The organism is Gemmatimonas sp. (genome assembly GCF_027531815.1).
In the GTDB taxonomy this organism is placed as follows: domain Bacteria; phylum Gemmatimonadota; class Gemmatimonadetes; order Gemmatimonadales; family Gemmatimonadaceae; genus Gemmatimonas.
On the sequence record NZ_JAPZSK010000004.1, the window covers coordinates 65,067 to 79,784 of the forward strand.

At 70.1% G+C, this 14,718-nt stretch carries 13 protein-coding genes; 9 read left to right on the forward strand and 4 right to left on the reverse strand.

Annotated features, from left to right (window positions below; all coding sequences use genetic code 11):
- Positions 1-3: 3 nt before the first annotated feature.
- The 5 genes from O9271_RS04100 (at position 4) to O9271_RS04120 (ending at position 5,301) form a co-directional block, all read left to right on the forward strand.
- Positions 4-1,101 (forward strand): aldose epimerase family protein, encoded by a 1,098-nt coding sequence (locus O9271_RS04100; protein ID WP_298266344.1) that lies wholly within the window; start codon positions 4-6, stop codon positions 1,099-1,101.
- Between the two features lie 460 nt (positions 1,102-1,561).
- The gene (locus O9271_RS04105; RefSeq protein ID WP_298266345.1) at positions 1,562-2,740 is read left to right on the forward strand and encodes an ADP-ribosylglycohydrolase family protein; all 1,179 of its coding nucleotides are present in this window, start codon (positions 1,562-1,564) and stop codon (positions 2,738-2,740) included.
- A 121-nt stretch (positions 2,741-2,861) separates the two neighbouring features.
- Positions 2,862-3,464, forward strand: a complete 603-nt coding sequence (locus O9271_RS04110) for a serpin family protein (protein ID WP_298266346.1) — start codon at positions 2,862-2,864, stop codon at positions 3,462-3,464.
- Positions 3,449-3,886, forward strand: a complete 438-nt coding sequence (locus O9271_RS04115) for a serpin family protein (RefSeq protein ID WP_298266347.1) — start codon at positions 3,449-3,451, stop codon at positions 3,884-3,886. The genes O9271_RS04110 and O9271_RS04115 overlap by 16 nt, the downstream gene beginning before the upstream one ends.
- A 119-nt stretch (positions 3,887-4,005) precedes the next feature.
- Positions 4,006-5,301, forward strand: a complete 1,296-nt coding sequence (locus O9271_RS04120; RefSeq protein ID WP_298266348.1) for a metal-dependent hydrolase — start codon at positions 4,006-4,008, stop codon at positions 5,299-5,301.
- Positions 5,302-5,328: 27 nt separating this feature from the next.
- Here O9271_RS04120 and O9271_RS04125 read toward each other — a convergent pair whose 3' ends face one another.
- Both O9271_RS04125 and O9271_RS04130 read right to left on the reverse strand, forming a co-directional pair.
- On the reverse strand, positions 5,329-6,906 hold the full coding sequence (locus O9271_RS04125; RefSeq protein WP_298266349.1) for a serine hydrolase domain-containing protein: 1,578 nt from the start codon (positions 6,904-6,906) through the stop codon (positions 5,329-5,331).
- A gap of 18 nt (positions 6,907-6,924) precedes the next feature.
- The gene (locus O9271_RS04130; RefSeq protein WP_298266350.1) at positions 6,925-8,010 is read right to left on the reverse strand and encodes a saccharopine dehydrogenase NADP-binding domain-containing protein; all 1,086 of its coding nucleotides are present in this window, start codon (positions 8,008-8,010) and stop codon (positions 6,925-6,927) included.
- Positions 8,011-8,112: 102 nt separating this feature from the next.
- On the opposite strand from O9271_RS04130, the gene O9271_RS04135 reads away from it, so the two are divergent.
- Both O9271_RS04135 and O9271_RS04140 read left to right on the forward strand, forming a co-directional pair.
- Positions 8,113-8,967, forward strand: a complete 855-nt coding sequence (locus O9271_RS04135) for a methylated-DNA--[protein]-cysteine S-methyltransferase (protein WP_298266351.1) — start codon at positions 8,113-8,115, stop codon at positions 8,965-8,967.
- 60 nt (positions 8,968-9,027) lie between these two features.
- Positions 9,028-9,537, forward strand: a complete 510-nt coding sequence (locus O9271_RS04140; RefSeq protein WP_298266352.1) for a phosphoglycerate mutase family protein — start codon at positions 9,028-9,030, stop codon at positions 9,535-9,537.
- A 58-nt stretch (positions 9,538-9,595) separates the two neighbouring features.
- Here O9271_RS04140 and O9271_RS04145 read toward each other — a convergent pair whose 3' ends face one another.
- Positions 9,596-10,411, reverse strand: a complete 816-nt coding sequence (locus O9271_RS04145; protein ID WP_298266353.1) for a Spy/CpxP family protein refolding chaperone — start codon at positions 10,409-10,411, stop codon at positions 9,596-9,598.
- A gap of 104 nt (positions 10,412-10,515) precedes the next feature.
- The gene (locus O9271_RS04150; RefSeq protein WP_298266354.1) at positions 10,516-11,031 is read right to left on the reverse strand and encodes an RNA polymerase sigma-70 factor; all 516 of its coding nucleotides are present in this window, start codon (positions 11,029-11,031) and stop codon (positions 10,516-10,518) included.
- Between the two features lie 189 nt (positions 11,032-11,220).
- Between O9271_RS04150 and O9271_RS04155 the strand changes: the two genes are divergently transcribed.
- Positions 11,221-12,264: a FecR domain-containing protein gene (locus tag O9271_RS04155; RefSeq protein WP_298266355.1), complete on the forward strand. Its 1,044-nt coding sequence runs from the start codon at positions 11,221-11,223 to the stop codon at positions 12,262-12,264.
- Positions 12,261-14,717, forward strand: a complete 2,457-nt coding sequence (locus tag O9271_RS04160; RefSeq protein WP_298266356.1) for a TonB-dependent receptor — start codon at positions 12,261-12,263, stop codon at positions 14,715-14,717. The genes O9271_RS04155 and O9271_RS04160 overlap by 4 nt, the downstream gene beginning before the upstream one ends.
- The last annotated feature ends 1 nt before the right edge of the window (position 14,718 follow it).

Genomic DNA, 14,718 nt, shown 5'->3' on the forward strand with positions numbered 1-14,718 from the left:
GTCGTGACCTGCACAGCAGCAACCCCGGCAGCGACGGCACGCCACGGAGGCACGCCCTTCGGCGTGCTCCCCAGTGGCGACACGGTGCACGTGTTCACGCTCGCCAACGGCGACGTGACCATGCGGGTGCTCGACTACGGTGGCATCGTGCAGTCGCTCGAGACGCCCGACCGGCAGGGGACCCGCCAGGACGTGGTGCTGGGCTTCGATGATCTGGAGGGCTACCTGCGCCGTTCGCCGTACTTCGGTGCCCTGATTGGCCGCTATGGCAACCGGATTGCCAAGGGACGCTTTACGCTCGACGGCACGGAGCACACGCTCGCGGCGAACAACGGCCCGCATGCGCTGCACGGTGGCCTCACCGGTTTCGACAAGGTGCGCTGGCAGGTGCTGCAGGCCACCGACAACAGTCTCGTGCTGCGTCATGTGAGTCGCGACGGTGACGAGGGGTACCCGGGCACGCTCACCGCGACGGTGACGTATACGCTCACGGCCGACAACCGCTGGGTGATCGACTACGAGGTCACCACCGACGCGGCCACGCCGGTGAACCTCACGCAGCATACGTACTGGAATCTGCGCGGCAACGGTGCGGAGCCGGTGCAGGAGCACGAGCTGCAGCTGGCCGCCAACGCGTTCACCCCCGTGGACTCCACGCTCATCCCCACCGGCGTGCTGCAGCCGGTGGCCGGCACGCCATTCGACTTCCGCACGTCGCAGCCGATTGGTGCGCGCATTGACGCGGACGACGAGCAGCTGCGCTACGGTGGCGGTTACGACCACAACTTCGTCGTGAGCGGTACAGGCGACGCCGCCGGATTGCGACGCGTGGCGCAGGTGCGGGAGCCGGTGTCCGGGCGCACTCTGACGATGTCCACCACCGAACCCGGCGTGCAGTTCTACACGGGCAACGTCCTGGATGGGAGCGTGACCGGAAAGCGCGGTGTCGTGTACGTGCGGCGCAGCGGCTTCTGCCTGGAAGCGCAGCACTTTCCCGACTCCCCCAACCAGCCGGCGTTTCCCTCGACCATCCTGCGCCCCGGCGAGCGGCGCACGTCGCGCACCGTGTACGCGTTCGGAGTGGATGCACAACGGCCGTGAACGGACCCCCCTCCGAGTCCGTCCACGGCCGCCGTGGCCCTGCCCCTCTCTCTGGTGTGGTGATACTCCAGCGTCACCCCCGGGTTCCACCCCCCTGATTACCCCCTGATTACCCCCTGATTACCTGGTCCTGGGTTGGGCAGCCTCGGCGACCGCCGCGCTGCCCGGGGGCACCGGTGGCGGGAATGGACGAGCCGGAACCGCTGCCGCGTCAGCGCCTCGTCATCTCGCTCTCGCGAAATGGCGCGGCCTGAGGCCAAGTTGACCGGGTGGGTCCTCGTCGGATGAGCGAAACGTTGCGGAGCGTCAGCGCAACGTCATCTCCTGGGACACGAATCGCCGCATTTGCGACCTGGCGTGTGGATCATGTGCCAAATGGCGCTCCGCCACTATTGACGACCGTCGCATACTGGGCGTGTACGCGTGCCGCGCCTGTCCCGAGAGTCGGTGACGGGCGCCGGTGGCGCTCATTGACCTGACCGTCGGGGCGTTGTGTATGGGCTTGCATGACCATGTGCCGCACATGGTGTACGGACCGCGCCGCTCCCTGGAAACGCGCGCGTCGGAAACCGATCGGCGTGACCGTGTGCTGGGCTGTTTGCTGGGGGGCGCCGTGGCCGATGCGCTGGGCGCGCCGCTGGAGTTCCGCAACAGCAAGGATATCGTGGGCCTGTTCGGTCCGCGTGGCCTACGCGATTTCGTGCCGCTGCACGGCACGCTGGGGGCGATCACCGACGATACCCAGCTGTTGCTCTTCACCGCCGAGGCGCTGCTGCGCGTGCGGGTCATGTCGCACGGGTATCGCACGTACTATCCGCCCACCATCCTGCGCAACGCGATGCGGCGCTGGCTCATGACGCAGCGTCACACGGGGCCACTGCCCGATCATCTGGATAGTGCGCGCGGCTGGCTGCTGGACATTCCGGCGTTGTGGGTGGAACGGCAGCCGGACAAGGTCACCATGATCGCCCTCAAGCGGCCGGGACTGGGCACGCCGGAGGAAGCCATCACCGACTCGGCGGGGGCCGGCGCCATGGTGCGCTGTGCCCCGGCGGGGATGTTCCCGCAGGACGACCCGTTTCGTCTGGCCTCGGAGATCACCGGCATCACGCACGGCAATCCGCACGCGCTGGTGGCGGGCGGCTACATGGCGGTGATCATCTCGCAGCTCATGTACGGCACCACCATCCAGGTGGCGGTGGAGGCGGCCATCAGTCGCGGGCTCTATATCGCGGGGCAGCGTGAACCCACGCTGACCATTCGGGATGCCATGGAGCGCGCCAACCAGGTCCGCTTTGCCGGGATCGACCCCGGATGGTTCGAGCTCGAGCAGGTGGGGGATGGCAAGCTGGCCCACGATGCGCTGGCCGTGGCACTCTATTGTGCGCTCTGTCACCCCGAGCCCACGCAGGAGAGCTTCGAGAAGGCGGTCACGCTGGCGGTGAATCACTCCGGCAACAGCGTGGTCATTGGTGCGCTGACCGGGCAGATCCTGGGTACCATGCACGGCATGTCCGTCATTCCGCCGCGGTGGATCGAGCAGCTGGAGCTGCGTGACGTGATCGTGGCCATGGCGGAGGATCTTGCCACCGAGCATGTGCCCGGCCCGGAGTGGAAGCAGCGGTATCCACCGTTGTGACGGACGGGGGGTGGTGGGGTAAGGCAGGGCATGACTTCACTTGCTGCCTCCTCCGCCTCCGCCCCCGCCTCCGCCTCCACTGCGCCGCGCGGGCGAGCCCCGGTTCACCCCGCGGGGCACCGTGGCGCTGCTCGCCGTGGCGCTGCTCGCCGTGCGCGGTGGCAGCCACTTTGCCTTTGACCTGCTCAAGGCGGTGGATCAGGGGGCGCGAGGCAACGTGCTGCTGTCCCCGCTCAGCGTGTCGTTCGCGCTGGGGCTCACCATGGAGGGGTCGGCGGGCACGACCCAGGCGCAGATGCCGCAGGTGCTGGGATGGGGCGCCGCCCCGCGTGCGGAGATCAACGCGGCCTACCGCGACCTCATGACCCTGCTGCCGCAGCTCGACAGCGGCAACGTGACGGTGCAGATCGCCAACGGTATCTGGGTGCGGCGGCCCAATGTGCCGGACACCGGTTTCGTGAGTGACGCGCGTGTGTTTTTCGGCGCGCCGGTGCAGTCGCTGGCGACGCCGTCGCTCATGTACGACTCGGTGAACGCCTGGGGGGCGCGGGCCACGCGCAACATGATCCCGCGGGTTCTCGAGGGTACACCGAGCGACGATCTCATGATGGTTCTGGGAACACCGTGTACTTTGCCGGCACGTGGCGTGAGCGGTTCGATCCGGCCCGCACCGCCCCCCGCCCGTTCACCCTGGAGAACGGCACGGTCGTGCAGGTGCCCATGATGTCGCGGGTAGGGGGCGCGCCCACCGTGTACCTGGGCGGGGCGGATCGCCTGCCGCCGCTGGTGGCCACCGGGGAAACGCGCGGGGAGGTCGTGCTTCCCAAGTTCACGCTGACCGCCTCGCGGGCCCTGTCGCCCGCGCTGAGTGCGATGGGCATGAGCCGCGCGTTCAGCGATCAGGCCGAGTTTCCCCGCCTCTTTCCGTCGGTCGCGACCAAGATTGGGTTTGTCCAGCACGCGGTGGCGGTCACCGTGGAGGAACGGGGGACGCGTGCCGCCGCGGTGACGGCGGTCGGGATCGTGCCGGTCAGCATGCCTGCCGGGGTGGTCGTCAACCGCCCGTTCATCTTTCTCATTCGGGAGCGGTTGGCTGGCGCCATTCTCTTTGCCGGCGTCGCGCGCGACCCGCGGCCGCCACAATGACGAACGGTGACGCGCCGCTGATATGGTGGTGACGTGATGGCGACCGGGATTGGCGGCGGCGAACCCGACGCGCGTGGGGGGTGGTTGACAGCGGCCGGGGAACCTATGCATTTGCCGGGGTGGACAACGTTACGCACGGACTTGCAGGACTGCTCGTTGCCGACGCGGCGGTGCACTGGTTGGAGCGACGCGGGGTCACCGTCGCTCCTCGACAGCGGCGCACGCTGAGCGTGCTGGGCGTGGTCGCGGCCGAGTTTCCGGACAGCGACCTCATCTACTCCGGCCCGCTGCTGGACATGGGGCCGTTGGGGTATCTGCTGCACCATCGCGGGCACACGCACACGCTGGTGTGGGCCGTGGTGAGCGCCCTGCTGCTGTGGCTGGTGGCCAGGTGGTACGCGGGGCGTGATGGGGCGTTGGTGCCCGCACGGCTGCAACGTGTGCTGCTGCTGGTGGCGCTAACGGGAACGTGGTCGCACATCCTGCTCGACTGGACGAACAGCTACGGCGTGCACCCCTTCTGGCCGCTCAACGGCCGCTGGTACTACGGCGATGCGGTGTTCATCGTGGAGCCGTGGCTGTGGCTGGTGGCCATTCCGCCGCTCTACTGGAACCGTCCGGGTGCATTGGGCCGCTCGGTGCTGGTGTTCTGCTTCGTTGCCATTCTCGCGGCGGTGCTGCTGCTGGGGCAGGTGGCTGCCGAGGTGGTGGCTGTGCTGCTGGTGTTCGCGGTGCTGTGGCCGCTGGTGCAGTGGAGGCTGCGCGCGCCCACGCGCACATGGAGCGGCATGGGTACCTGGGCGTTGATCACGGTGGCGTTCTTTGCGGCGTCGCGCACCGCGGAGGCGAGTGTGCGCGAGGCGGTGGCCGCCAGTCGTGTCGGGAGCGGCGGCGAGGCGGTCGTGCTCGATGTGGTGCTCACGCCCGGCCCCGGTGACTGGGGGTGCTGGTCGGCACTGGTCATGAGCCGCAGCCCGGACGCGTACACCGTGAGTTCCGCCTTCGTCGCCCCATTCCCCGCGGCACGTTCGCTGGCGCGCTGCACCGCAGGCTCTCGTACCGGGCGCGTGGGCGGCGATGTACTGGCTGGCTTGCGTGCGCACCGGGCTCCGGTGTTTTCGCCGAGCGCCAAGGTTGCGTGGCGATCATCGTGGAGCACGCCGCTGCCGTCGCTGGCAGCGCTGGCGCGATCCCGGTGCGAGGTGGAGGCCGCCCTGTATTTCATGCGCGCGCCGGTCTGGCAATCGCTGGACAACGGGCGTCTGCTGCTGAGCGACGCCCGCTTTGGCGTAAGCGGCGGGGGGTTCAGCGAAATCGAGCTGCCACCCGCCGGTGCGTGCACTCTGCGCGCACCGTGGATTCCCGGTTGGGTGCCGCCGCGCGCGGAGTTGCTGCGCACGGAGTTGCTGCGCTAGGCTCGCCGCTCCGCGCAGGGCGCACGTTCAGGGCCGACAGGTGGGCGCGGGGCCGATCTGCTCGCCGGGGCGCATGGGGGTGACCGCGAGATACTGCACGCGGGCCGGGGTGGTGGGGGCCAGGGTGATGCGCACGCGGAGATTGCCGCTGGCGCACGCCAGCTTCCACTCGCCGCGCAACGCGTTCTCCACCCACATCTCGCTGTCGGGGCGGCAGTTGCCGCCGGCCGCACGGACCTGGCGCGCCAGCTCGGCCGCGCGACGCGATTGGCTTTCGTCGCGGTACAGGTTCATGGCCGCGATGCTGTCGGCCAGCGGCGCGCTCCAGCCGGCGGTGACGAGCCGCGTGACCTGCTCGCGCATGGTGGTGAGCACCGGTGCCGGCCGCACGGTGCGCGGCACGAGCCCTCCGCTGCGCTTGAGCGCCGCGAACGCCTCGTCGATGGGCGTGTTCCAGCCGGTGTAGGTGAGGTTGCCCAACGCGATGATGCCCACGCCGTACTCGGGGAGCCAGCGCATCTGCGAGCCGAAGCCGGGCAGGCCACCGCTGTGCGCCACGATGTGCGCGAACTCGCAGTTCTGCGACATGCGCAAGCCGTAGGCATAGCCGCCGGCGTTGAGCGACAGCGCGCCGCCGGGCGTACGGGCCGCCGTGGCGCCGGCGGAGCGCCAGAGCTGCTGCATCTCGCGCAGCGACGAGCGCTTGAGCACCGGCGATTCGGCACCATCGCGGGCCGGCCACGCACTCAGCATGAGCCCCACCCAGCGCGACAGATCGGCGCTGCTGGTGAGCATGCCGCCCATGGCACCGAAGGAGCCGTCGGGGAGCGGCGGCTCCTCGAGCCACTGGCCGTCCTGCAGGCGATACCCGTGCGCCAGCCGTGCGGCGGGCACCTCACGCGCTTCCATGGTGGTGCTGGTCATGCCGAGGGGATGCAGCACCCGGTCCGTGATGTACCGGGCGTAGGGCACGCCGCTCACGTTCACGACGATACGCCCGAGCATGGCGAAGCCGAAGTTGCTGTACTCGTAGGCAACGCCCGAGACATTCGCGAAGGGAATGCCAGCACGCATGAGGCGCGAGAGATCGGCCTCGGTCGCGTCGAGCTGCTGGTCACCCCAGGGGTTGTCCTCGGGGAAGCCGGCCGCGTGCGTGAGCAGGTGCCGGATGGTGATGCGGGGCGCGTCGCTGGTGGCGTAGCGCAGCGATCGCAGCTCCGGGACGTACTTCTCGGCCGGGTCGTCGAGCTGCAGGCGGCCCGCGTCGCGCAGCTGGAGAATGGCGAGCGCGGTGAAGCTCTTGGTCATGCTGGCAATGCGGAACACCGTGCTGGTGTCCACCCGCGCGCCACTGGGTACCTCGCGCAGCCCATGCGCCGCCACGTGCAGCAGTCGGCCATCGACGACGAGGCCATAGGCAATGCCGGGCGCGCGGGTGCGCTCCATGAACGTGCGCATGACGCTGTCGACCGCCGGGATGGCGCGCGTGAGTTTACCCACGCGATCGGGATCGTCGAAGGCGGGGGGCGGCGCAATGCTGGACTGCGCGCCGGCGGTGGCGGCGAGGCCGAGCAGGGCGGCGGTCAGCAGGGCGGAGGGCGACATGGCGGGGAAGCTTGGGCCTTAGGGGATGTGCGTGAGCTCGTCGAGGAGACGGGCGCCGAAGGCGGTGGATGGGGTGTGATAACCCGCCGCGGGCGGCGCCGCCAGCATGCGGCGCGCGCACTCCACGGCGGCGAGGGCGGTGAACCGGTAGCCTTCAGGGACCGTGGCGGTTTCTTCGACGGTGCGCCCGTCGGGGTGGGTGACCCGACCCCAGAGCTGCATGCGGGCGCTGGCGCGCACGTCCGCCGACGGTCCGCTCACCCGCGCGTCGATCTGCCGCTCGGCGAACCGGCGCACGGCGGGAAGGGCGAGCAGCGGCTGCAGCAGTGACATGAGCGGCAGCAGGCGCCGGGTGGCGGGCGGGAGCGCGAGGTACGTGTGCACGTTGGGGATCTTCGTGCTCCACTGCGCGGTGCTCACATCGCCCCACGGAATGGTGATGGCGGTGCGTGGCCGGTCGCGAAAGGGGATGCGTTGCGTGCGCCACGCGCGCGGCACGGTCACGATGCGGCCATCCTGCCGGATGGCGCCGTCTCTGCCGCCCAGAAGCATGGTTTTGAGGGTGCCCCGGCTGAAGCCGCCACCGCCCGCGAAGGCCAGCTCGAGCAAGGAGGCGCCCGGGAGCTGGGCGGCGAGGCGAGCGGCGAGGCAGTCGGTGGGGACCACATCGAACCCCACGCCCGGGAGGATGACCACGCCACGCTGCCGCGCCGCCGTGTGCTGGTGCCGGCAAGCCTCGAAGACGGTGATTTCGCCGGTGATGTCGAGGTAGTGCGCGCCCACTTCGAGGCAGGCCTGCACCATGGGGCCGCTGGTACGGAAGAAGGGCCCCGCACAGTGCAGCACCACGTGTACGCCAGCGAGGATGGCGCGCAGTTCGTCGCTGGGCGGCGGCGGAAGCGGGTCCGGCGGTGTGAGGCGCGGCAGATCGGGGGAGAGGTGGCGGGAGAGGGGCGCCACCCGCGCTTCCAGCTGATGGTGCGCCGCCAGGGCGCGCACGGCCTCGGCGTTGCGCCCTGCCACGATGGGGCGCAGCCCGCGCCGCACACACTCCTCGACAATCAGCTGGCCGGTGAATCCGTTGGCCCCGTAGATCAGCAGCATGCGGGGCAATATGCGACATTCCGCACACTCCGCACGATTCGGAGTGCGCGGCCGCGGCTCGCGCTGTTTCGTGTGGGGCATGCATCACGACGAACCATACCGATGAGCAAGCCCTTTTCTCCCGCGCTGGTGGCACGCATGCGGCAGCTGGCCGCGTTCATCGAGGCGCACGCCAGTGAACGGCTCCCGCTGGCGCGACTGGCCGGCGAAGTCCACATGAGTCCGCATCACCTGCAGCGAACCTTTCGCGCGGTGATGGGGGTCAGTCCTCATCAGTACCAGGCCGCGCGCCGGTTGTCGCAGTTCAAGGAGGCGCTGCGCACCGGGCAAGCCGTGCTGGCGGCGACGTATGCCGCCGGCTACGGCTCTTCGAGCCGCGTGTACGAGCAGGTGACCGGTGGTCTGGGCATGACCCCGTCGGCCTATCGGGCCGGCGGCGCCGGCGAGTCGATCGTGTACGCGGTGCGCGAGACGGGCTTCGGCGCGCTGCTCATGGCGGCCACGGCGCGTGGCGTGTGCCAGGTGGAGTTCGGCGACGATGGTGACGGATTGGTGGCGCGGCTGCACGACCACTATCCGCGCGCCACGATCGAGGCGGCGGTGGAGTCGGCGCGCGAACCGCTCGATGCGTGGATGGAGGCGCTGGCCGCGCACGTGGAGGGGGACGGCCCCTGTCCGCAGCTGCCGCTCGACGTGCGGGGCACGGCGTTTCAGATCAAGGTGTGGCGCTTCCTGTTGAGCGTCCCCGCCGGCTCGGTGGTGAGCTACGGCGAGGTGGCCGCGGGGATTGGCCACCCTGAGGCGGTGCGGGCGGTGGGGACGGCGTGCGGCGCGAACCGGCTGGCGGTGCTCATTCCCTGTCATCGTGCGCTCCGGGCCGACGGCAGTCTCGGGGGGTATCGCTGGGGGCTGAAGCGCAAGCGGGCGCTGCTCGACAGGGAGCGCGCGGCGGGCTAACCTTTGCTCATCATGACCAAAACAGCTCTTCTCGCTCTTATTGGGCTTGTTGCTGGCGCTATGATGCCGCATCAGGTTACCGCCCAGCCCTCGCTCGTGATGCTCGTGCGGCACGGCGAAAAGCAGCCGGCGCCGGCCGACGACCCCTCGTTGAGCGAGGCGGGGGTGGCCCGGGCGCAGGCGCTGGACAAGGCGCTCGCCCTCACGACCCCCGGCACGATCGTGGTGAGCCCGCGCAAGCGCACCGTGGAAACGGCGGCGGTGGTGCGACAGCGAGTTGGGGTGACCCCCACGGTGATTCCGCTGGATGCACAGCACGTGCAGCACGTGGCGGCGGCGGTGATGAAGGCCAGCGGGGTGGTGCTGGTGGTGGGACACTCCAACACCATTCCGGCGATCGTGAATGCGCTGGCCGGCACCACCCTGCCGGACCTCTGCGACGCGAGCTACGCGACCCTGTTCGTTGTGACGCCGGCGCGCGACGGTGGCAAGGCGCAGGTGGTGAAGTCGATGTACGGGACCCCCGACACGGTGGGTGCCGACCAGTGCGCGGGGATGGTGCCGAAGTAACCCCCTGCGACCGGATGGCCTTGGACCCATCCGGTCGCAGGGGCCGTACGCCAGGTGCTTAGCCCTGGCAGGGCGACGTGCCCATGATTTGCGCGATGTCGGCGGCCAGCTTCTGCTGCGCCGCCCGCACCCGCTCACGCGCCGGCGTCACCAGGTTGAGGATGTCGCGAACCTGTGTCTCGATGCTGCTGCTGGATTGTCCGCTACTGCGCAGCTTCGTGATGTTGGCCAGCGCCGACTCGATGGCGGCGAGATCGGCGGCATTCGCGCTCGCGAACGCCCGTTCCAATGCAGCGATCTGCTCCGCTTGCGCCTGCGAGAGCGCGGGGGTCGTCTGGCATGTCTGCAGCCACTGGCGCTGCGCCGGCGTGAGAAGGGCGTCGATGTTCTTGAGCAGTGCCGCGTCCGCCGTCTCCAGACGCTTCTGCACTGCGGTGCCCGTGGCGACGATCGAATCGATGGTCGCCGCGGACGCGCCGGCCACCCGCGCGGCCCGCGCCTGTGCAAGAATCGCGTTGTACGCCGCCACGTCCGCTGCCGTCTGCTGGGCGTGTGCGGCGCGAAGGGCGTTGAGCTGCTGCTGTTGCGCCGGGGTCAGCGCCAGCGACGCCGGGAGCCCCAGGCCGGGTTCGTCACTGCTGATTGGCGTGCGCGGTGTGGATGTGCTGCCATCACGCTGCGTCGCCGACGCCGTGAGGTTGATGATGCTGTCGTTGGCGGCCACCTGCCCCGCGAGCCCGCTGCGCGTGCCGGTGGAGGCGGACGGTGACACCGGGCTTGTCTCGCTGCAGGCCGTGACCAGCGAGAGCACAAGCACCGGCATCCAGCCCGTGGTGGCGACCGTCGACCGGCCGCGCATCGGAAACATGAACATGAACCACTCCGGAAAGTTGAGGAGGTGAGCAGCACCGTCGGCTGTGCCAGCACGCCAGCGCTGACGATGCCTACCACACACCCGGAGGGCGTCTCCCCCTGACATCACGGCTGCCATGCCTGCAACCGCTGGCGTAGCGCGCGTAACGCGCGGCTCATCTGGGTTTCCACCGTCTTGACGGAGATGTCCCGGAGGGTTGCGATTTCGGAGTACGAGAGACCGCGCTCACGGCTCAGGAGGAAGACGTCGCGCGCGCCCGGCGCGAGGGTGGCGATGGCGTCGTCCAACGCCCGGCGCAGGTCGGTCGCCATGATCGTCTGATCTGCGCTGGATGCCGGTGCGGCGACGTTCATCGTTGCCTCGGGATCGGCCGCCATTGTGCGGTCACGTCGGCGTTGATTGCGCAGATGGTTGAGTGCCCGGTTCCGACATGCCTGGAACAGATACGCGGCCAGGCCTTCCGGCACACCCAGGGAATCGCGCCGCCGCCAGGTGGCCAGGAGTGCGTCCTGGACGATGTCCTCGGCCGCCGCCTTGTCGCGCACGATCATGTACGCGGCCGCCGCGAGCCGCGAGTGCAGGGCCCGCACCGTCGCGTCGAAGGTCTCGGCGTCTGTCACGTCAACGGTTCGAGATCGGCTGGGCGTTGGCTGGTCAGGGCGGCCCATGCCGGTGACGACGCGTTGTCAGGGTAGGACGACGTCCGTGTGTCCTTGTAGAGTGAAGCGATCGCATGCCCAGACAAGACACCCATGGCCGACGCTACCCTGACGCCGTTCACCGACCGACACTCGTAATTGGTCCACTCCATGTCCGATTCCGACGATTTACTCTGGCTGCAGGCCACCCGATTGGTGACCGGCGGCCTGGCTCCCGAGGAGGCGGCCCGCGTGCGGGCATGGATATGCGCCACGGAGGCGGGCCAGGTGATCCTTCGCCAGGCCGAAGCGACGTGGGACAGTGCTGCCGCGCTCGCGACCGTGCCGCCAGTGGCGTGGGACACGGCGGGTGCGATGCGACGCTTCGAGGAGGCGCGGGCGTTCGAGGTTCGCTCGCGTGCCGCGCCGGTGCCGCTGACGGCCACGCGCGTGTCCCGGAGTCGCGCCGCGTCGCTGTGGCAAGCCTGGCGGAGGCCGTTGGCTACGGCGGCCACGCTGACGGTCTTCGTCCTTGGCGGCACGTCTTGGTTACGGCGTTCTTCGACTGCGGCGACCGGCACCACGGCGTCTGACGCCCTTGCCGCCACGGCCGCGACCACCCCGCGCGTGGTCATGCTTGCTGATCGATCTCAGGTGACGCTCGCCCCCGGCAGCACGGTGCGCGCCGCTCCGGGATTCGGGACGACGCATCGACAACTCGCCCTCGAAGGCGAGGCGTCGTTTCGCGTTGCGCCAGGGACGCTGCCCTTTCAGGTGCGAACGCGAGGCGTCGTCGTGGAGGACGTGAGTACCGCGTTCGTGGTGCGCGGGCAGGAAGCGGATGCACTGGTCGCGGTGGTGGAGGGTGCGGTGGTCGTGGGTGCACGTCGGGATACGCTCCGCGCGGGGAACGGCGGCGTGGTGGGCGGCGCAGGGCTGCTCGCGCCACTGCCCCCCTCGCTGTTCCGCAGTGTGACCGAGGGCCCGCGTGGCGTGCTGGTCTTCGCGGATGAGCCACTCGCCGAGGTGGCGCAGCGTGTGAGCCGGTGGACGGGGTACACGCTCGAGGTGGACCGCGACCTGGGAGCGCACCGGATCACCGCCACCTTTGCGGGCGAATCACCCCAAACCATCATTGACGTGCTGGCGACCATCGTGGGTGCCTCGGTCGACTCGACCAGCAGCGGTTGGAGGCTGCGACGCGCCCTTCGATGAACGTACGCGCGTCGCTGGCGCCAGCACTGTGGGCCGCGAGCGCCCTGCTGGCCGTACCGGGTGCTCGAGCCCTGGCCATGCCCGCGGCGGGCGATTCGCTGCGGGCGCCGTTGTGTGTTGCGGGTGAATGGCCCGCGCGCGCCGGTGGCTGGCGGCTACGTCCTCGACCGCTGCCAGAGGCGCTGCAGATCATTGCGACCCGCGCCGGCTGGCGGTTGTCGTACAGCAGCGCGCACGTGCCGCCGGTACTGGTGTCGGTGTGGTGTGACCCCTTCGACGGCCTGGCGGCGGTACGTGCGGTCCTGCGCGGAACCGGTCTGCGTCCGCTGCTGCGTGACGGTCTGCTCATGGTGGCGCCGTCGCCCGAGGCCCCCGATGAGGGAGCGCGGGTCGCAGCGCTACAACAGCTGCCCCTGCAGCGGGTCGAAGGGTTGCGGCCGACGCCGGCGCTCCCGTTTGTCGGCGTCTCCGCCGGTGACGGCGGCGGGCGTGTGGTGCTCAATGCCGACAGTCTCCTGGCGCAGGGCACCCTGACCCTGGGCGACGCGCTGCGTGGTCAACTCCCCGGTCTCGCGGGGTGGGATCGCGGGGCAGGGGCGCTCCGGGTGGCGAGTGTACGCGGACGTGGTGCCGATGGCGGCGCCGGGGTCAAGATCTTCGTGGACGGGGTCGAAGCCGCCGATCCATCGGCCGTGCTCGTGGGGGACCTGCGCAGCATTGCCGAGGTGGAGTGGCTGCCGGGCGCAACCGGCGCCGCGGCATACGGGACCGATGCGCTCGATGGCGTGTTGGCCATCCGGACGCGGGCCGTTGCCGCAGCCGATGACGCGCCCTCGGCTACGCCGCTGTCGATGCGTACGAGTGCGGCGACCGCACCCCTGCAGCGTGGATCGCTCTGGTCAGTGGACGGCGCGGCTACCGGGCGCTGGCAGCGCGGATGGGGCAGCAGAAGCGCCGGGGAAGGCCCACTGGCGCCCCCGTGGCGCCTGGCGACGGGGGTCACCACGTCGGTGCAAGGGCAAGAGGTGCCGGTGGGGCGAGCGCGCAACACGGTTGCCAGCGGCGCGTGGTCGACGAGTCTTCATGCCCCCGCGTGGCGTGGGGCCCTTACCGTTCGGGGGGCAACCGGGCGTCAGATTCAGGTATTCGCTCCCGCATCGCTCCCCAATGCGGCGACCGCTGGCCGCGTCGCGCCGCCCAACGAGGCGACGCTGGACGAGGAGCTGGTGCGTGAGGCGCATGCCGGTGTGTCGGTGGGGTGGGGATCGCCTCGCGCTGCCCAAGCGCTGCAGGCGGCCGTGGCCTATTCCGATCGCGAAGCGGGTGCGGAGGCGCGGCGACGTTCGCTGCTCGACAGTGTGCGGGTGGCGTGGCGTGGCCCTGTCCGTCGGTGGACGGCGCGCTATCGCGGCGAGCTCCCGCTGTGGGGCGAGGGATTGGCGATGACGGTGTTGGGCGATGCCGCGCGACTGGTGCGTACGGCGCCGGACAGCAACGGGGCCTTGAACTCCCTCGGCGACAGCTCCGTGACCCAGTCACTGGTGGGTGGCACGGCCATGCTCCGCGGGCGCTTGGCGAGCGCCACCTGGTCGCTCGGCATGCGGGGCGAGTGGAACGATGCCTTCGGGCAGGCTCGCCGGTGGCTCTGGCTGCCGTCCCTGGGGATGCAGTGGGCCCTGCCCACCGTCGGGCACTTTGCCTCCCGCGTGCGGTTCGCCCATGGCCGCAGTGCCCGCGCGCCCACGCCGAGCATGAGCGCCGCGCGAAGCACGTCGCGATTCGTGCAAATTGCCAACCCGTTGTTGGAGGGGGAGCGTCAACAGGCGACCGAGCTGGGGATCACGGGGGCCGTCGGCACCGCGGCGTCGGTGGAGGTTACCGCCTTCCGACAACGCACGGATGGGTTCACGCAGCGCATCGCGACGGGCGTCATCGACTCGACGGGGGTGGAGCGGCGGCGGGAGCTGCAGTACCGCACCATCGGCACCGTGGATGCGCATGGCCTGGAGCTGAGCGCGACGCTGCGTACCTCGTGGGGTCGGTGGCATGCCAACAGCAGCGTGGTTCACTCGCGCATTGCGAGTCTGGACACGGGCTACGTCGGCGTTCTGTCCGTTGGTGGGCGTCCACTGGAAGCCCCGCAATTCACCGCCGCGCTCGCGTGGACGATGCCCATCGCCGGTGGCGCGCTCACCGCGGGGGGCAGCATCATCGGTCCCTGGCGGAGCGCCATCGGGGGCTGTGTGGTGGAGCGTGATGTCGGCTGTCTTGCCACTACCCCCATCACCATCCCCTCGTCGGCTCGCTGGCACGTGGGGTACGAGGGGCCCACGGTCGCGGGCTGGCGCTGGCGCGTGCGGGCGGAGAACCTCACCAACAATCAGCGTGTGGACGGCAGCGCGCTGCTGATCGGTCCGGGCCGGGCGATTTCCGTGGAACTCGGGCGCTGGTAGC